The organism is Actinocatenispora comari, assembly GCF_017312725.1.
Classification (GTDB): domain Bacteria; phylum Actinomycetota; class Actinomycetes; order Mycobacteriales; family Micromonosporaceae; genus Actinocatenispora; species Actinocatenispora comari.
Genome location: NZ_BOPO01000053.1, coordinates 51067 through 68447, shown reverse-complemented (window position 1 = coordinate 68447; position 17381 = coordinate 51067). Strand labels below are relative to the sequence as shown.

16 protein-coding genes are annotated in these 17381 nt (G+C 72.3%); 7 read left to right on the top strand and 9 right to left on the bottom strand.

Annotation, left to right across the window (positions count from 1 at the left end):
• The first annotated feature begins 152 nt into the window (after positions 1–152).
• Positions 153–344 (top strand): hypothetical protein, encoded by a 192-nt coding sequence (locus NUM_RS15315; protein WP_207125516.1) that lies wholly within the window; start codon positions 153–155, stop codon positions 342–344.
• A gap of 108 nt (positions 345–452) precedes the next feature.
• Here NUM_RS15315 and NUM_RS15310 read toward each other — a convergent pair whose 3' ends face one another.
• Positions 453–677: a ChaB family protein gene (locus NUM_RS15310; RefSeq protein WP_207125515.1), complete on the bottom strand. Its 225-nt coding sequence runs from the start codon at positions 675–677 to the stop codon at positions 453–455.
• A 217-nt stretch (positions 678–894) separates the two neighbouring features.
• Here NUM_RS15310 and NUM_RS15305 point away from each other — a divergent pair, with 217 nt between their 5' ends.
• Positions 895–1134, top strand: coding sequence for a hypothetical protein (locus NUM_RS15305; RefSeq protein ID WP_207125514.1), 240 nt, complete (start codon positions 895–897; stop codon positions 1132–1134).
• Between the two features lie 159 nt (positions 1135–1293).
• Here NUM_RS15305 and NUM_RS15300 read toward each other — a convergent pair whose 3' ends face one another.
• From NUM_RS15300 to NUM_RS15280, 5 genes are all read right to left on the bottom strand, one after another.
• On the bottom strand, positions 1294–2778 hold the full coding sequence (locus NUM_RS15300; RefSeq protein WP_207125513.1) for an MFS transporter: 1485 nt from the start codon (positions 2776–2778) through the stop codon (positions 1294–1296).
• Positions 2779–2829: 51 nt separating this feature from the next.
• Entirely contained in the window at positions 2830–3684 is an 855-nt protein-coding gene (locus tag NUM_RS15295) for an SDR family oxidoreductase (protein WP_207125512.1), read from the bottom strand.
• A gap of 54 nt (positions 3685–3738) precedes the next feature.
• A complete protein-coding gene (locus tag NUM_RS15290; protein WP_207125511.1) occupies positions 3739–3933 on the bottom strand; it encodes a hypothetical protein in 195 nt (64 codons plus the stop codon).
• Between the two features lie 64 nt (positions 3934–3997).
• Positions 3998–5422 (bottom strand): MFS transporter, encoded by a 1425-nt coding sequence (locus tag NUM_RS15285; RefSeq protein ID WP_207125510.1) that lies wholly within the window; start codon positions 5420–5422, stop codon positions 3998–4000.
• The gene (locus NUM_RS15280) at positions 5419–6600 is read right to left on the bottom strand and encodes a zinc-dependent alcohol dehydrogenase (RefSeq protein WP_207125509.1); all 1182 of its coding nucleotides are present in this window, start codon (positions 6598–6600) and stop codon (positions 5419–5421) included. Before NUM_RS15280 ends, NUM_RS15285 begins: the two co-directional genes overlap by 4 nt.
• Before the next feature lie 450 nt (positions 6601–7050).
• Between NUM_RS15280 and NUM_RS15275 the strand changes: the two genes are divergently transcribed.
• Together NUM_RS15275 and NUM_RS15270 are read left to right on the top strand one after the other, a co-directional pair.
• A complete protein-coding gene (locus NUM_RS15275; protein WP_207125508.1) occupies positions 7051–7389 on the top strand; it encodes a hypothetical protein in 339 nt (112 codons plus the stop codon).
• A gap of 28 nt (positions 7390–7417) precedes the next feature.
• Positions 7418–7939, top strand: coding sequence for a DUF1360 domain-containing protein (locus tag NUM_RS15270; protein WP_207125507.1), 522 nt, complete (start codon positions 7418–7420; stop codon positions 7937–7939).
• A gap of 58 nt (positions 7940–7997) precedes the next feature.
• Here the strand turns inward: NUM_RS15270 and NUM_RS15265 are convergent, their stop codons facing one another.
• Positions 7998–8414 carry a CBS domain-containing protein gene (locus NUM_RS15265; protein ID WP_207125506.1) on the bottom strand — a complete coding sequence of 139 codons (417 nt, stop codon included), beginning with the start codon at positions 8412–8414 and terminating at the stop codon, positions 7998–8000.
• A gap of 247 nt (positions 8415–8661) precedes the next feature.
• On the opposite strand from NUM_RS15265, the gene NUM_RS15260 reads away from it, so the two are divergent.
• The 3 genes from NUM_RS15260 to NUM_RS15250 all read left to right on the top strand — a co-directional run bounded on the left by NUM_RS15260 (position 8662) and on the right by NUM_RS15250 (position 14356).
• Complete coding sequence (locus NUM_RS15260) at positions 8662–9675, top strand: SDR family oxidoreductase (protein ID WP_207125505.1); 1014 nt, start codon at positions 8662–8664, stop codon at positions 9673–9675.
• Positions 9676–9734: 59 nt separating this feature from the next.
• A complete protein-coding gene (locus NUM_RS15255; protein ID WP_207125504.1) occupies positions 9735–12845 on the top strand; it encodes an FAD-binding and (Fe-S)-binding domain-containing protein in 3111 nt (1036 codons plus the stop codon).
• 314 nt (positions 12846–13159) lie between these two features.
• Positions 13160–14356 carry a S53 family peptidase gene (locus NUM_RS15250; protein ID WP_207125503.1) on the top strand — a complete coding sequence of 399 codons (1197 nt, stop codon included), beginning with the start codon at positions 13160–13162 and terminating at the stop codon, positions 14354–14356.
• Between the two features lie 58 nt (positions 14357–14414).
• On the opposite strand, the gene NUM_RS15245 is transcribed toward NUM_RS15250, so the two are convergent.
• Together NUM_RS15245 and NUM_RS15240 are read right to left on the bottom strand one after the other, a co-directional pair.
• A complete protein-coding gene (locus NUM_RS15245; RefSeq protein ID WP_225918594.1) occupies positions 14415–15485 on the bottom strand; it encodes an enolase C-terminal domain-like protein in 1071 nt (356 codons plus the stop codon).
• A gap of 26 nt (positions 15486–15511) precedes the next feature.
• Positions 15512–17317 (bottom strand): thiamine pyrophosphate-requiring protein, encoded by a 1806-nt coding sequence (locus NUM_RS15240; RefSeq protein WP_207125501.1) that lies wholly within the window; start codon positions 17315–17317, stop codon positions 15512–15514.
• Positions 17318–17381: the final 64 nt, after the last annotated feature.

The window sequence follows — 17381 nt, the reverse complement described above, 5'->3', positions numbered from 1 at the left end:
GCCACACGTCGGGGCGAGGCGAAGCAGGTGCCCGGGGTTTACCGTCGGTCGCGGCGGGCAGCCGAAGGCGACGGACGGGGTCACGGCACCGGACCTCGCCCAGTCGTGCCGCGCGCCGACCGGCCGCGGCGCCGCAACGCGGGGAGGCCGAGATGTCCGAGCACCACACGGATCGCGAGCGCAAGGTGGAAGACACGGTCGTGCCCGACTTCAACTATGCGGAGGAGATCCCCGCCGGGGTCGGGCGGGCCGGCGCGGACGCCCTGCCGGACGGCGACGAGGACGCGGACGAGCAGCAGCCGCGCGGTTCGCGCGATGCGGCCGAGGACGACGACGGTCGCTGACCGGAGCGCTCGGGTTCGGCCCGCGGTGACGGCGGCCCGCGCCAGCTCGACGGGCCGCGCACCGCGGTGGATCAGCACCCTCGCCGGGCGGGGGGTGACTCGTGCGACTCACGGCCCGGGCGCCGCCGCGTCCGGGCCGCCGCCGTGCGGCCGCTCCTCCCAGTGGTCGCCGACGCGGTCGAAGCCGCGTTGCAGAACCGCGCGGGCGTACTCGTAGGCCCGCCTCCCGTCGCCGAAGCGCCGGATGGCTGCCTCGTGCGCCAACAGCCAGGTCTCGCGGGCGGCCCGCGACGACTGCTGGAGCGCCAGGGGCAGCTCCTGCATGGCTGGCATGTCATCCTCCGAACTCGTAGCCACGGGTGGTGTCTCCACCGTCCGGTCGGCTAAACCGCGCCGGCCCCGAACGACCCGTTCGACGACGGATCGACTGTGCGGCAGGGATTCCGCGATTCGTCCGGTGCGCCGCGGTTTCGGCCGGTGGCCGGTGGGTAGTCGGCAGCCGACCATCCGGCCGGGAACGTGGTGCCCGGCCGGATCGGAGGTGATCCGGATGAGCCGCAACGACGAGGTGCGGGTTGCCGTCGGCGCCATGACCGCCGCGGCCGACGCCGAGCCGACCCTGCTGATCAGCTACCTCGCCGGCCAGCTGCGCGACGGGCCGGACGAGGCGGCAGACCTGCTCCTCGGCATGATCCAGCTCTGTCGGCTGCTGCTGCGCCAACGGGAACGCGAGCTGGGGGTACCCGAGAGCGAGACGCTCCGCGAGATCGCCAGCCTCAGCATGCGGTGAGTTCCCACGGCGCCCCGGGTGGTCGAACTCGCAGCCGCCCGAGCGACCGCCCGGCGCACCAGCCGCCGCCGGTACGCGCGGTGCTCCGGCGATCCGGTCGTGGGCTGACCGCGACCAGTACCGGGCGGATGTCGTCCTGCACGGCTGTCACCTCCCCGGTCAGCCGGTGGCCGGTTCGACGCCCGGGCCGCCGGATGTCGAGTCCGGGTCCTCGGCGGTCAACGGTTTCGCGATGTTCTCCAGCCCTTGCCGTTCGGCGTCGACGCCGAGGAACGCCTCGACCACCCCACCGACGATCATCATGGCGGCACCGACGACGAACGCGATGGCGGTGTCGGCCACGTGGCCGGTGGCGACCAACCGCGCGAACAGCAGCGGGCCGGTGATGCCGCCGACCGCGGTACCCACCGCGTAGAACAGGGCGATCGCGAGCGCCCGCGTCTCCATCGGGAACACCTCGCTGACCGTCAGGTAGGCCGAGCTCGCGCCGGCGGAGGCGACGAACAGCACCACGCACCAGCAGGCGGTCATCGTGGTCGCCGAGAGCATCCCGCGGTCGAACAGCAGCGCGGTGCCGAGCAGCAGCACGCCGGAGCCGATGTACGTTCCGGAGATCATGATCTTGCGGCCGACGGTGTCGAACAGTGGGCCGAGGAACAGCGGCCCGAGGAAGTTGCCGGCCGCGATCACCGCGTAGTAGTAGCCGGTGCTGCCCTTGGGCACGGTGAAGAACGTGGTCAGGATCGTCGCGAAGCCGAACGTGATCGCGTTGTACAGGAAGGCCTGCCCGACGAACAGGGCCACGCCCAGGACCGATCGGCGCGGGTAGAGCCGCAACATCGTGCGGGCGATGGTGACGAACCCGATCGTCCGACGCTGCCGGATGGTGATCTCCTGCTCCGGTTGCGGCAGGTCGAGGTGCTGCTCCTGCTCGATGCGCTGCTCCACCCCGTCCACGAGCCGCTCCGCCTGCCGGTCGCGGCCGTGGATGAACAGCCATCTCGGGCTCTCCGGTACGTTGCGGCGCACCAGCAGGATCAGCACGCCGAGCACCGCGCCGATACCGAAGCACACCCGCCACCCCACCCCGGCTGGCAGATCCCCCAGCAGCGGCACCGTGGCCAGCGCGCCGAACGCGGCGCCCAGCCAGTACGTGCCGTTGATGACGATGTCGACGCGACCGCGGTGCCGGCTCGGGATCAGCTCGTCGATCGCGGAGTTGATCGCCGCGTACTCGCCGCCGATGCCCAGCCCGGTCAGGAAGCGGAACAGGAAGAACCACCAGGCGCTGAACGAGATCGCGGTCAGCGCGGTGGCAGCCAGGTAGAGCCCGAGCGTGACCATGAACAGCTTCTTGCGGCCGAACCGGTCGGTGAGCCAGCCGAAGAACAGCGCACCGGCACAGGCCCCGGCCACGTACATCGCCGCGCCGAGGCCGGAGACCTGCGCGGCGGTGATGTGTACGCCGCTGCCCGGTGCGGAGATCGCGCCGGCGATGTTGCCGACGATCGTGACCTCCAGGCCGTCGAGGATCCAGACGGTGCCCAGGCCGATCACGATCATCCAGTGCCACCGCGACCACGGCAGCCGGTCCACCCGCGCCGGGACCCGGGTGCGTACCGTGCCGGTCTCGACCGTGCTCATCCCCGCCTCCCCTTCCCTGCCGGATCGCCGTACCAGCAACGGTCCGCGGGGTCAGCCGGGCAGCGTCTCGCCGCCGATGGGCGCGAGCACCTCGCCGGTGTAGTACGAGGAGAGCCGGTCACTGGCGAAGAACACGTAGGACGGCGCGATCTCGTCGGGATGCGCGGCCCGCTCCATCGGTACGTTCTCGCCGAACTTCTCCACGTGGTCGGCCGACAGCGTGGCCGGGATCAGCGGTGTCCACACCGGACCGGGCGCGACGCAGTTGACCCGGATCCGCCGCTCGGTCAGCGACTGCGCCATCGAGTAGGTGAAGGCGAGAATGGCGCCCTTGGTCGCGGAGTAGTCGATCAGCGTCTTGTTGCCCCGCAGGCCGTTGATCGACGAGGTGTTGATGATCGCCCCGCCGTCCGGCAGGTGCCGCAGCGCCGCCTTCGTGGTGTGGAAGAACGACCCGAGGTTGACCGCGACGGTGCGGTCCCACTGCTCGGTGTCGATGTCGGTGAGCGAGTCGGCCGGCGACTGGTACGCGACGTTGTTGACGAGGATCTCCAGCCCGCCCAACGCCGACACCGTGCCGTCGACCACGTCCACGCAGTGCGCCGGATCGGCCATGTCGCCGGGCAGCAGCACGCACCGGCGACCCTCCTGCTCGACCAGCGCCCTGGTCTGCTCGGCGTCGCGGTGCTCCGACAGGTACGAGACGGCGACGTCGGCGCCCTCCTTGGCGAAGGCCACCGCGACCGCGCGACCGATACCCGAGTCTCCCCCGGTGATCAGCGCCCGCCGCCCGGACAGCAGGTCACGCCCCTGGTAGTCGCGCATCTGGTCGTCCGGCGGCGGCTGCATCTCGCCGGTCGTTCCCGGATAGTCCTGTTGCTGTGCTGGCGTCTGCTGCGTGCTCATGCCGGCGGCCTACCCATGATCGGTCCGCACAAACTGCCGGCCGCCGGCGGCCGGTCACACCACCGGATGACGCGGACCCTCCGACGACGGTCGGTGCTTCGCCGACCGCGGGCGCGGCTCCGGGCCGCCCTCGTCCTCGGGTTCCACGTCGGTGTCCGAGTGCTCTTCGGCGAAGTCGTCCGAGGCTTCCCGCCGGTACTCGGCGGGCGGCTCGGCGTCGCCGAGCTCGGCGTCGTTCTCCCGTGCCATGTCCCTCTCCTCGTCAGCCGCGTTCTGATTTGAGCCGTCTGGCGGCTACCCGGCGCCGCGGCGTTCATTCCCGCCGGCCGCCGGCCGGGCGCACGACGAACGCCGCGCCGACCAGGCACAGCACCACCTCGACCAGGAACACCACCCGGTAGCCGCGGAACGGTGGGGTGGCCGCCGCGGAGCCGGCGAAGGTGGCCAGGATGATCGTGCCGACCTGCCCGCCGGTGCCGCCGGCCAGCCGACGTACCGTACTGTTCAGCGCGGTCGAGGCGGCCGCGACGTCGGCGGACACGCCCGCGGTCGCCACCGCGCTGCTGGCCTGCAGCCCGGCACCCGCGCCGAGCCCCAGCACCAGGCTGGCCACCAGCGTCAGCGGCACCGAGCTGCGGTCGACGGCCAGCAGCACCGCGCTGATCGCCACCAGCAGCAACCCGGCGGCGAACACCAGGCGGGGCCGGGCCCGTCGCTCCAGCACGCCGGCGATCGGCGCGGCGAACGTCTGCCCCACCGCGAGCGGCAGCATCAGCAGGCCGATGGCTGCGCTGTCCACGCCCAGCCCGTATCCTGCGGCGCTCGGGTCGGCCCGGGCCAGCTGCGGGATCACCAGGTAACTGCCGAACAGGGCCCAGCCGAGCGCGATCGTGCCGAGGTTCGCGACCGCGACCGGCCGGTGCCGCAGGATGTGCAGATCCACCAGCGGGTCGTCGGCCGAGCGCTCGCGCCACACCCAACCGGCCGCGGCCAGTACGGCGAGTGCGAACAGGCCGAGCGTGGCGGGCGCCGCGGCGCCGAGCGAGACCACCAGCGTCAGCGCGCCGAGCAGGGCGATCGCGGCGAGCCCGAGCAGCACCGTGCCGATCAGGTCGTACCGGCCGGCGGCACGTTCCCGGGTCTCCGGCAGCAGCGGCAGCGCGAGGGCCCAACCGGCCGCGACCAGGATCGCACCGCCGGCGAACACCGCCCGCCAGGACACGTACTGCGCAAGCACGCCGCCACCGACGAAACCGACGGCGGTACCGATCCCGAACGCGGCGCTGAGCGCCGAGACCGCGCGGGTGGTACGGCCGGGGGCTGCGGCGCGGGCCAGCGCGAGCGCGAGCGGGTAGACCGCGCCGCCGATCCCCTGCACCGCCCGGCACGCCAGCAGCACCGGCAGGTTCGGCGCCACCGCCGCACCGGCCGAGGCGACGGCGAACACGGCGAGGCCGACCAGCAGCATCCGGCGCCGCCCGTACAGGTCGCCGAGCCGGCCGAACGCCGGTGTCGCCGCCGTTGCGACCATCAGGTACACGGTGACCAACCAGGACGCCCACTCGGTCGACGCGTGCAGGTCGAGCTGCACGTCGTGGATCGCCGGCACCACCGCGGTCTGTTGCACCGCGAAGCCGATCACCGCGACGATCAGCGTGGCCACCACCCGGCGCGTTCGCGCCGGATCGGCGGCGCCGGCCCCGGTGTCGGCGACGCACTGCCCGCGCTCGGCGGTCACGGGGTGAGCAGCACCTTGATGGCGCCGTCACGCTTGTGCTGGAACATGTCGTAGGCCTCGGGTGCCTCGGCGAGCGGCAGCCGGTGGGTGGCGAGATCCAACACCCCCAACGGATCCGCCTCGTCGGTGACCAGCGGCAGCAGCGTGTCGGTCCACTGCCGTACGTGCGCCTGCCCCATCGCGAGCCGGACCCCCTTGTCGAACAGGGTCAGCATCGGCAGCGGGTCGGCCGCACCGCCGTACACGCCGGACAGCGAGATGGTGCCGCCGCGGCGCACCGCGTCGATCGCGAGGTAGAGCGCGGCGAGCCGGTCCACCCCGGCGGTCCTCATCAGCGTGCGGCCGGCCACGTCCGGCAACACCGCCGCGACCCGCTGGGCGAGACGCCCGGCCGGCGAGCCGTGCGCCTCCATGCCGACGGCGTCGATCACCGAGTCGGTGCCCCGCCCGTCGGTACGGTCCCGGATCGCGTCGGCCACCCCGGACCCGTCGCCCAGGTCGAGGACCTCCGCGCCGTAGCGCTGTGCCATCGCCCGCCGTTCCGGTACCGGGTCCACCCCGATCACCGAGGCACCGTGGTACCGGGCGATCCGGACGCACAGCTGCCCGATCGGGCCCAGCCCCAGCACCGTGACGCTGCCGCCGTCCGGGATCGCCGCGTACTGCACCGCCTGCCACGCCGTGGGCAGCACGTCGGACAGGAACACGTACCGCTCGTCCGGGCCCTCGGCGGGCAGCTTGATCGGCCCGAACTGCGCCTGCGGGACTCGCACCAGTTCGGCCTGCCCGCCCGGTACCTGCCCGTACAGCTTCGTGTAGCCGAACAGTGCGGCACCGGACCCTTCCGAACGGACCTGGGTCGTCTCGCACTGCGCGTACAGCCCACGCTGGCACATCCAGCAGTGCCCGCACGAGATGTTGAACGGGATGACGACCCGGTCACCGGGCGCGATGTGGTGCACCGCGCTACCGACCTGGTCCACGATGCCCATGGCCTCGTGGCCGAGGATGTCGCCCTCCGTCAGGAACGCGCCGAGCACCTCGTACAGGTGCAGGTCGGAGCCGCAGATCGCGGTCGTGGTGACCCGTACGACCGCATCGGTGGGTTCCTGGATGGTGGGCTCGAGCACCTCGTCGATCCGTACGTCCCTGGTGCCGTGCCAGGCCAGCGCCTTCACCGCACACCTCCTCGCCGTCGGGTTCGGCCAACCCGGTTCGGCTACCCACGGCGCGGCCGACCACGCACCGGATCTGAACACCGCCGCCCCGGACGGCGAACCCGGCGGCGCCGCACCGACCGCGCGCCGGCGTACGAGCGCCGGATCGGACGCGACGGGCGGGTGTGCCGGTGAGCGCCGCGCCGCGACGCCACGCTACGCCGGGGCGAGGCGACCCACCGGCGCCCGCCCGGTTACCCCGGCCGGGTGCCGGTACACGTTCGGTTTTCCGGTGCGCCGGCAACGTGTGGGCGGGACGGACCAGGGTAGGGCGAGATCATGAGCCCGGATCCGGTACCGCATCCCGCCCGGCGCGTGTTCGCGCCGGCCACCCGGCACACGCCGCCACGCCAGGCCGGGCAGCGCCACCGGTGACGGTACCGCCGGGACAGTCCACGATGGACGGTTGTGATGGAACTCAGCAGCAGCATCGGGGTCGCCGTCATCGGCATCGTGCTCGGCCTCGCCGGGCGGCTGATCGGCCCGCGCCCGACCGTACGGCAGGCGATCTGTTGCGCCGTCGCCGGTCTGGTCGGTGGCGAGCTCGGTGTCCTGCTCGGCGCCCAGTCGTCGCACGGGACGTTCCAGTGGGTGATCGGCATCGTCCTGGCGGCGCTGTTCGTCGGGGTGAGTGTCGGCTGGTTCGTCTGGCGGGGCGGTCCGTACCCGCCGCACAGCGCCGTGATGCCGGATCGGCGCGCCACCGGCGAGCGGTCCGAGGGTGGCGACGACCGGCGCTCCGACCGGTGAACCTCCGCTCTCGACGAAGGGAACGACCATGACCAACCCGGCACGCCGTGCGATCGACCGGCTCGCGGAACGGTACGGGCAGGGCTCGTCCCGGCCGCTGTACGGCTATCTCACCGTCCTGGCGATCTATTCCGGTACGGCCGCCGCCGCCACCGCGCTCGCGCGCCTCACCGGCCGGCAGGCGCCCCGGCTGGCGATGTCGGACGTGTTCCTGCTGACCACCGCCACCCACAAGCTCAGCCGGCTGCTCGCCAAGGACGCCGTGACCAGCCCACTGCGGGCGCCGTTCACGCAGTACCAGGAGCCGGCGGGCGAGGGCGAGCTGAACGAGGAGGTCCGGGCGTCGGGCACCGGGCACGCGGTCGGCGAGCTGCTGGTGTGCCCGTTCTGCGCGGCGGTCTGGGTGGCCACCGGGTTGACGGCGGGGATGGTCTTCGCGCCCCGGCTGACCCGGCTGGTGGCCACCACCTTCACCGCCGTGGCCGGGTCGGACTTCCTGCACCTCGGCTACGACGCCGCCAAGCAACGACTCGACCAGCTCGGCTCGTAGCGCCCGTTGCCGCCGTCGGATGCGGACCCGACCTCGTGCGTGCCGGGTCCGATGCCGGTCACTGGTTCGGCGTGGCGGCGCTGATGTCGGCCAGCGCGGACCGCTCGTCTCGTTCGATCGCGAGGTCCCCCAGCGACAACACGCCAACCACGGCACCGTCGGCCACCACCGGCAGCCGTCGCACCGAGTGTTCGCGCATCAGCTCCACGGCGCGCTGGACCGACTCCTGCGGCCGGATCGTGCACACCTCGCTGCTGCACAGCGAACTGGCCCTGGTCCGGGACAGGTCGCCGCCGCCGGCCACCGCGCGCACGACGATGTCCCGGTCGGTCAGGATGCCGTCGATGCGCTGCCCGTCGGTCACCACCACGTTGCCGATGTCCGCGTCGCGCATCCGCTGCGCGGCGGTGACGACCGACTCGTCGGGGCCGACCGTCACCGGTCGCGCCGCCATCAGTTCCGCTACGGTCTGCATGACGTCCCTCCAGTCCTCGGGTGCAATCGGTTCGGATACCCGACGTGGCGTCGAACTAACGCGCCAGGGCGTCGGCCACCGTGCGCAACGGTCGAAGACCGGCTCCGGCGATCGGCGACGAACGCCAGCGGGCGCCGCGAACCGGCGGACACCGGACGGCGCGGGCTGGACCGGCAGGCTGTTCACTGGCATATCTCGCCGCTGGCTGGGTAGGTCCCTCCACAGCCGAGCGAGCGGGAGGGGACGGATGCCGCAGGTCGTCGTGGTCACCGGTGCCAGCGGAGGGGTCGGCCGGGCGGTGGTGCGGGAGTTCGCGCGCCGGCAGGACCGGATCGCGCTGCTCGCCCGCGGGGAGAAGGGGCTCGCCTCCGCCGCGGACGAGGTGCGCCAGGCCGGCGGTACCCCGCTGGTACTGCCGACCGACGTGTCTGACGCCGAGCAGGTGGCGGCCGCCGCCGACCGGGTCGAGCGCGAGCTGGGACCGATCGACGTCTGGATCAACGTGGCCATGACGACGGTGTTCGCGCCGTTCGACCGGATCGAGCCGGCGGAGTACCGGCGCGTCACCGAGGTCGACTACCTCGGCTTCGTGTACGGCACGATGGCCGCGCTGCGGCACATGAAGCCACGCGACCGCGGCACGATCGTGCATGTCGGGTCCGCACTGGCCTACCGCGGGATCCCGCTGCAGTCCGCGTACTGCGGGGCCAAGCACGCGGTGCAGGGGTTCCACGAGTCGCTGCGCTGCGAACTGCTGCACGAGGGCAGCAACGTACGGGTGACGATGGTGCAGCTGCCCGGACTCAACACCCCGCAGTTCAGCTGGGTGCGATCCCGGCTGCCGCACCGGGCCCAGCCGGTCCCCCCGATCTACCAGCCGGAGGTCGCGGCCCACGCGGTCGTGCACGCCGCCGACCACCCGCACCGACGGGAGTACTGGGTGGGCACCAGCACCGCGGTCACGTTGCTGCTCAACGCGGTCGTGCCCGGGCTGCTGGACCGCTACCTGGCCCGCAGCGCGTTCTCCGGGCAGCAGACCGAGCAGCGCCAACCCGCCGACGCACCGGAGAACCTATGGCAACCGGCGGACAGCCGGTCCGGGCACGACTTCGGCGCACACGGCCGGTTCGACGAGGAGGCGAAGAGCCGCGACCCGCAACCGTGGCTGTCGCGCCACCACGGGGTACTGGCCACGACCGCGGCCACCGCCGTCGCCCTGGGCGGCGCGGTCGCGGCCCGACAGCTACGCCGAGGCCGGTAACCCGGTTGGCCATAGGCCAGCGGGAAAGCCACGACCGACCGGGCGACCAGCGAAGGGTGATGAGCGACGTGACAGGTCCGGTACGCGAACTGACACCGGCCGATCTGGCCGACCTCGACGTGAGAGGTCTCGCGACAGCGCTGCGTGACCGGGTCGACGGCGAGGTCCGGTTCGACGCCGGCACCCGCGGCACGTACGCCACCGACGGCTCGAACTACCGCCAGGTGCCCATCGGGGTGGTACTGCCGCGCTCGGTCGACGACGGTGTCGAGACGATGCGGGTGTGCGCGGAGTTCGGCGCGCCGGTGCTGTCCCGCGGCGGCGGTACCAGCCTGGGCGGCCAGTGCACCAACGTCGCGGTGATCATCGACTGGACCAAGTACTGTCACCGGCTGGTGTCGGTGGACCCGAAGCAGCGCACCTGCGTGGTGGAGCCGGGCATCGTGCTGGACGAGCTGAACCGGCAGCTGTCCGAGCACGGCCTGAAGTTCGGGCCGAAGCCGTCCACGCACAGCCACTGCGCGCTGGGCGGGATGATCGGCAACAACTCGTGCGGCGCCTCGGCCCAGGCGTACGGCAAGACGGTGGACAGCGTGCGCCGGCTGGAGATCTGCACCCCGGACGGCGCCCGGTTCTGGATCGGCCCCACCACCGACGAGGAGTACGAGCAGATCCTCGCCGCGGGCGACCGGCGCGCCGAGATCCACCGCGGCCTGCGCGAGATCGCGGAACGCTACGCGGAGGACATCCGGTCCGGCTACCCGGACATCCCGCGCCGGGTGTCCGGCTACAACCTCGACTCGCTGCTGCCCGAGTTCGGGCCGAACCCGGCGCGGGCGCTGGTGGGCAGCGAGGGCACGCTGTGCGCGGTGCTGCGCGCCGAGATCGAGCTGGTGCCGGTGGAGGCCGCGGACGCGATCCTGGTGCTGGGCTACGACGACATCTGCGCCGCGGCCGACGACGTACCGGCGATTCTCGCGCACAGCGAACCCTCGCAGCTGGAGGCGATCGACGACCGGATGGCGCAGCTGATGCGCGAGGAGCACGCCTACCTGGACTCGCTGGACCAGTTGCCTGCCGGCAACAGCTGGCTGCTGATCCAGTTCTTCGGCGACGACAAGGACGACGCCGACCGCAAGGCGGACGAGCTGCTGTCCGCGCTCGGCCGCTCCCCCGACGACGAACGGGTGGCGCTGTCCGACGACACGGTCCGCGAGCAGGAGATGCTGAAGGCGCGCGAGGCCGGTCTCGGCGTCACCGCCCGGCCGCCGGACGACCGCGAGACCTGGGAGGGCTGGGAGGACTCCGCGGTGCCGCCGGACAAGCTCGGCGACTACCTGCGCGACCTGAAGGCGCTGTTCGACGAGTTCGGCTACGACCATCCCGCGCTGTACGGGCACTTCGGGCAGGGCTGCGTGCACACCCGGATCCCGTTCGGGCTCAAGACCGCCGACGGGGTCGCCGCGTTCCGCGAGTTCGTGCACCGCGCGGCGCGGCTGGTCGTCTCGTACGGCGGGTCGCTGTCCGGTGAGCACGGCGACGGGCAGGCCCGCGGCGAGCTGCTGACCATCATGTTCGGTCCGCGGCTGGTCGAGGCGTTCGGCGAACTGAAGCGGCTGTTCGACCCGGACAACCGGATGAACCCCGGCAAGGTGGTGAGTCCGAACCCGGTGGACGGTCAGTTGCGGCTGGGCGCCGACTGGCATCCGGGCACGTTCGACACCGAGTTCGGCTACCCGCACGACGACCACAGCTTCACCAGCGCGGTGATGCGCTGCGTCGGTATCGGCAACTGCCGCTCGCACACCGGCGACGTGATGTGCCCCTCGTACCGGGCGACCGGCGAGGAGGAGCACTCCACCCGCGGCCGGGCCCGGTTGCTGTTCGAGATGATGAACGGGCACGACGACTCGGCCGTCAAGGACGGCTGGCGCTCCACCGAGGTACGCGACGCGCTGGATCTGTGCCTGGCCTGCAAGGGCTGCAAGAGCGACTGCCCGGTCGGGGTGGACATGGCCACCTACAAGGCGGAGTTCCTGTCGCACCACTACGCGCACCGGCTGCGGCCCACCGCGCACTACGCGCTCGGCTGGCTGCCGCTGTGGGCGCAGCTGGTACGGCCGGCGCCGCGGCTGGCGAACGCCGCGCTGCGGGCGCCGGTGGTGTCGGCGCTCGGCAAGCGGATCGCCGGTGTCGCCGCCGAACGCGACGCGCCGCCGTTCGCGGCGCGGCCGTTCGTCGACTGGTGGCGGGCCCAGCGGCGGCCGGAGCCGGACCCGCACGATCCGCGCACCGTCGTGCTGTGGCCGGACACGTTCAGCAACCACTTCCACCCGCACGTGGCGCGGGCCGCCGTGCAGGTGCTGGAGGCGGCCGGACTGCACGTCGCGGTACCGCAGCAGCCGGTGTGCTGCGGGCTGACCTGGATCTCCACCGGGCAGCTCAAGACGGCGAAGAAGGTCCTGCGACGCACCGTCGCGGCGCTGCGGCCGTGGCTGTCGGCCGGCACCCCGATCATCGGGCTGGAGCCCTCCTGTACGGCGGTGTTCCGCTCCGATGCGCCGGAGCTGCTGGACGGTGACGAGGACATCGAACGGCTGTCCGGCCAGGTGTCCACGTTCTCCGAGGCGCTGCTGCGGTACGCGCCGGACGACTGGCGGCCGCCGCAGCTGGCCCGGCGGGCGCTGGTGCAGACGCACTGCCACCAGCACGCGGTACTCGGCAGCGACCCGGACGGTGAGCTGCTGCGCCGCGCCGACGTCGACGCCGACTTCCTCGACTCCGGCTGCTGCGGGCTGGCCGGCAACTTCGGCTTCGAACGCGGCCACCACGACGTGTCGATGGCCTGCGCGGAACGGGTACTGCTACCCGCGGTGCGCGATGCGGCGCCGGACGCGCTGATCCTCGCGGACGGGTTCAGCTGCCGCACCCAGATCGAGGAGGCGGGTACCGGCCGCCGGGCCATGCACCTGGCCGAGGCGCTGGCGATGGGGCTGTCCGGGCACGCCCCGGTCAACCGTCCGGAACAGGCCGCGGCACCCCGACCGGCACCGTCCACACGGGACGGTCGGGCGGCCACGGCGGTCGCAGCCGGCCTGCTCACCGGTGCGGCACTCACCGCCGTACCGCTGATCCGCGGCAGCATCCGCACCCTGCGCCACCGTCGCTGAGCGAACCCGGCGCCACCACCGCTGAGCGAACCCTGCGCCACCGCCGCTGAGCGAACCCTGCGCCGCCGTCGCTGAGCGAACCCGGCGCCGGCGCCCGGCGGCGCCGGCCGCCATGGCAAGGCCTGGCGCGGCACGAAACGACCCCATGAGTTCGCTTGCGCGGTCATGGTCGTTACATCCGGAATTGAGGCTTCCGCCCGGCCTGTCTGATCGCTACGCTCCGCCTTGTCCGACGAGGTCCCGGCGAGAGGGCAACCGCCCTCCCCGCCGGGGCCTCCGACCGGGACCCCTCTCACCCCTCAAGGAGGTTCCCCATGGGTTCACGCCTGCGTACCGCGGGAGTTGCGGTCATCGCAGCGGCGGGGCTGGTGACCATGTCCGGCGCCGCGATGGCCGCACCGGCACAGGCCGGCACGAGCGCGCGCACGATGCACTCCTGCGCCACCGCCACCGCCGGCCACGCGCACTGTCTGGCCGAGATGCGTACCGACGTGCACCGCAGCAACGCCGCCGTGCGCAAGGCCGCGGCGACGCCGTCCGGGTACGGCCCGGCGGATCTGCAGTCGGCCTACAAGCTGCCGTCCGGCAGCGCCGGCAGCGGGCAGACCGTGGCGATCGTCGACGCGTACGACGCGCCGACCGCCGAGCAGGACCTGTCCGTCTACCGCAGCCAGTACGGCCTGCCGGCGTGCACGACCGCCAACGGCTGCTTCCGCAAGGTCGACCAGAACGGCGGCACCAACTACCCGCGCAAGGACGGCGGCTGGGCGCAGGAGATCTCGCTGGACCTCGACATGGTCTCGGCGGTCTGCCCGAACTGCCACATCCTGCTGGTGGAGGCGAAGAGCAGCTCGTTCGCGAACCTCGGTGCGGCGGTCAACCGCGCCGCCACGATGGGCGCGGACGTGATCAGCAACAGCTACGGCGGCTCGGACGCCTCCGACGCCAACTACGGCCAGTATTACAACCACCCGGGCGTCGCGATCACCGTCAGCTCGGGCGACGCCGGCTACGGCGTGGAGTACCCGGCCTCCTCGCACTACGTCACCGCGGTCGGCGGTACCTCGCTGCGCGCCGACTCGAGCTCGCGGGGCTGGTCGGAGTCCGCGTGGAGCGGCGCGGGTTCCGGCTGCTCGGCGTACAACACGGCGCTGTCCGGCCAGTCCGGCGTCGGTACCGGTTGCGCCAAGCGGGCGGTCGCGGACGTGTCCGCGGTGGCCGACCCCAACACCGGTGTCGCCGTCTACGACAGCACCGCCTACCAGGGCTACTCGGGCTGGATGGTGTTCGGCGGCACCAGCGTCGCGGCTCCGGTCATCGGCGCCGTGTACGGCCTGGCCGGTAACGCCGGCAGCATCGACAACAACTACCCGTACGCGCACGCCTCGTCGCTGTTCGACGTGACGAGCGGTTCGAACGGGTCGTGCGGCACCAGCCAGTGGTGCACCGCGCGGGGCGGCTGGGACGGCCCGACCGGCCTCGGCACCCCCAACGGCGTCGGAGCCTTCTGACCGACGCGGGCCCGCCCGCATCGACCGGATGCGGGCGGGCCCACCACGTCAGCGCGGCTCAGGCGACCCGGTAGGGTTCGGCGTCCGCCTCGCGCAGGCGCAGGCCGTGACCCGGGCTGGAGAGGTCCGGGTGGGCGGCCCCGCCGGACGGATCGGGTACGCCGTCGAACAGCATCCGCTCGATCCGGTCGTGGTCGGCGAACCATTCCAGGTGCCGGAAGTTCGGGGTGGCGGCGGCGACCGGCACGGTCAGGCTCGGTGCGCAGTGCCCGGACAGCTGCCGGTTGTGCGCGGCGGCGACCGCCGCGATCCGCAGCCATTCGGTGTAGCCGCCGCAACGGGTGGCGTCGGCCTGCAGGCAGTCGACCACATCCACCATCCGGGCGAAGTACACCAGGTCGTAGCCGTACTCCCCGGCCGCGACGTCCGGCTCGACCAGATCGCTGATCCGGCGCAGGCCAGCCAGATCGTCGGACGACACCGGCTCCTCGAACCACCGTACGTCCCATTCGGACAGTCGCCGCCCGACCCGGATCGCCTGTCCGACAGCGTAGCCGCCGTTCGCGTCGACGTAGAGCTCGACGTCGGGGCCGACCGTCTCGCGGGTCAGGGCGACCCGAGCGAGATCCCGCTCGACCCGGCTGCCCCAGGACTCGCCGATCTTGATCTTCACCCGCCGCATTCCCCGGGACAGCCAGCCGGTGAGCTGATCGGTGAGCTGCCGGTCGTCGTAGCTGGTGAACCCGCCCGAGCCGTACACCGGCACCTCGGTGCGGGCCAGGCCGAGCAGCCGGGTCAGCGGCAGGTCGGCGAGCTGCGCCGCGGCGTCCCACCACGCGGTGTCCACAGCGGACAGTGCGCAGGACGCGAGCCCGGGCCGGCCCAGGTTGCGGATCGCCCGCTGCATCCTCCCCCACCCGTACGGCACGTCCCGCGCGTCCACGCCGACCGCCGCGTCGGCGAGCTTGCCGCGGATCAGCGGGACGCAGGCGGCGTCGGCGTAGGTGTAGCCGAACCCGGTGACCGGCCCGGCCCGTACCGTCACGGTCACCAGGGTGGTCGAGTCCCAGGACAGGGTGCCGTCGGCCTCGGGTGTCCCGGTCGGCACCGTGAAGGCGGCCGCATCCACGGCGTCGACCGTGACGTCCGGCCGGGTCACTGGTGTTTCCGGCCCTGCGAGTCGCCCGGCAGCATCTCCTGCATCTTCGACTTGACGCCCTCCTTGAGCACGCTCCAGCGTTCCGGGTCGCCCTTGACGATCGCCTCGGCGGCCTTCTCCATCTGGTCCCAGCTCGCGTGCGGCGGGATCGGCGGTACGGAGGGGTCGGTGACGAACTCGATCAGGCACGGCCGGTCGGCGGCGAGCGCCTGCTCCCACGCGCCGGTGACCTGATCGGGCTTGGTGACCTCGATGCCGGTCAGCCCGATCAGGCTGGCGTACGCCGCGTACGGGAACTGCGGTAGCTTCTGCGACGGCTCGAACTGGGGCGAGCCGGCCATCGCCCGCATCTCCCAGGTGACCTGGTTGAGGTCGCCGTTGTTGAGCACGCCGACGATCAGCCGCGGATCATCCCACTCCTGGTAGTACATCGCGGCGGTGAGCAGTTCGTTGATCCCGTTCATCTGCATGGCGCCGTCGCCGACCAGCGCGAACGCCGGCCGGTCGGGGTGCGCGAACTTGGCGCCGACCGCGTACGGCATGCCCGGGCACATGGTGGCGAGGTTGCCGGACAGCGAGCCGCGCATCCGGCCGCGGATCTTCAGGTGCCTCGCGTACCAGTTGGCCGCCGAGCCGGAGTCGGAGGTGATCATCGCGTCCTCCGGCAGCAACGGCGACAGCGCGTGGAACACGTACTCCGGGTTGATCGGGTCGGCGTCGACCGCGGCGCGGCGGTCCATCACCTCCCACCACCGGGTCACGTTCGACTCGATCTCCTCGCGCCAGTCGCGCTTCTGCTTGCGCTGCAGCAACGGGATCAGCGCCCGCAGCGTGGCCGCCGCGTCCCCGACCAGGTTGACCTCGTACGGGTAGCGCATGCCGATCATGGTCGGGTCGATCTCGATCTGCACCCCGCGCGCCTGATCGAGTTCCGGCATGAACTGGGTGTACGGGAAGCTGGAGCCGACGGTGAGCAGCGTGTCGCAGCCCATCATCATCTCGTAGCTGGGCCGGGTGCCGAGCAACCCGATCGCGCCCGTCACGTACGGCAGGTCGTCGGGCAGCACGTCCTTGCCGATCAACGCCTTCGCCACGCCGGCGCCGAGCACGTCGGCGGCCTGCTCGACCTCGGCCACGGCGCCGGCCGCGCCCTGACCGACCAGGATCGCCACCTTCTCCCCGGCGTTGAGCACGTCCGCCGCGCGACGGATGTCGTCCTCGGCGGGCATCGGGGTTCCGGCGGCCATTCCGATGCTGGACGGCACCATCTTGAAGGCGTGCGTCGGCGGCGAGTAGTCGAGTTCCTGCACGTCGCCCGGGATGATCAGCGCCGTGACCGTGCGCCGCGACATCGCCACCCGCATCGCCCGGTCCAGCACGTTGGGCAGCTGCTCGGGCACCGTGACCATCTGGACGTAGTCGGACGCCACGTCCTTGAACAGCGCCATCAGGTCGACTTCCTGCTGGTACGAGCCGCCCATGGCGCTGCGGTTGGTCTGCCCCACGATCGCCACCACCGGGGCGTGGTCCAGCTTCGCGTCGTACAGCCCGTTCAACAGGTGGATCGCACCGGGCCCGGACGTCGCCGCGCACACGCCCACCTTGCCGGAGAACTTGGCGTACCCGCAGGCCTCGAACGCGGCCAGTTCCTCGTGCCGGGCCTGGATGAACTTCGGATCGTCGTCGGCCCGCGCCCACGCCGCGAGCAACCCGTTGATGCCGTCACCGGCATAGCTGAAGACCCGCTCCACACCCCAGTCGCGGAGTCGTTCCAACAGGTAATCAGCGACCTTCTGCGCCATGACGCCCCCAACCGCACGGTTATCCGTCCTCCACCGGCGTACCCCGTCGGGCGCCGGGTACACG

Excerpts from the sequence above, each read along its gene's own strand:
- NUM_RS15315 (WP_207125516.1), top strand. The coding sequence starts at position 153 with ATGTCCGAGCACCACACGGATCGCGAGCGCAAGGTGGAAGACACGGTC.
- NUM_RS15310 (WP_207125515.1), bottom strand. The coding sequence starts at position 677 with ATGCCAGCCATGCAGGAGCTGCCCCTGGCGCTCCAGCAGTCGTCGCGG.
- NUM_RS15305 (WP_207125514.1), top strand. The coding sequence starts at position 895 with ATGAGCCGCAACGACGAGGTGCGGGTTGCCGTCGGCGCCATGACCGCC.
- NUM_RS15300 (WP_207125513.1), bottom strand. The coding sequence starts at position 2,778 with ATGAGCACGGTCGAGACCGGCACGGTACGCACCCGGGTCCCGGCGCGG.
- NUM_RS15295 (WP_207125512.1), bottom strand. The coding sequence starts at position 3,684 with ATGAGCACGCAGCAGACGCCAGCACAGCAACAGGACTATCCGGGAACG.
- NUM_RS15290 (WP_207125511.1), bottom strand. The coding sequence starts at position 3,933 with ATGGCACGGGAGAACGACGCCGAGCTCGGCGACGCCGAGCCGCCCGCC.
- NUM_RS15275 (WP_207125508.1), top strand. The coding sequence starts at position 7,051 with ATGGAACTCAGCAGCAGCATCGGGGTCGCCGTCATCGGCATCGTGCTC.
- NUM_RS15270 (WP_207125507.1), top strand. The coding sequence starts at position 7,418 with ATGACCAACCCGGCACGCCGTGCGATCGACCGGCTCGCGGAACGGTAC.
- NUM_RS15265 (WP_207125506.1), bottom strand. The coding sequence starts at position 8,414 with ATGCAGACCGTAGCGGAACTGATGGCGGCGCGACCGGTGACGGTCGGC.
- NUM_RS15260 (WP_207125505.1), top strand. The coding sequence starts at position 8,662 with ATGCCGCAGGTCGTCGTGGTCACCGGTGCCAGCGGAGGGGTCGGCCGG.
- NUM_RS15255 (WP_207125504.1), top strand. The coding sequence starts at position 9,735 with ATGAGCGACGTGACAGGTCCGGTACGCGAACTGACACCGGCCGATCTG.
- NUM_RS15250 (WP_207125503.1), top strand. The coding sequence starts at position 13,160 with ATGGGTTCACGCCTGCGTACCGCGGGAGTTGCGGTCATCGCAGCGGCG.
- NUM_RS15240 (WP_207125501.1), bottom strand. The coding sequence starts at position 17,317 with ATGGCGCAGAAGGTCGCTGATTACCTGTTGGAACGACTCCGCGACTGG.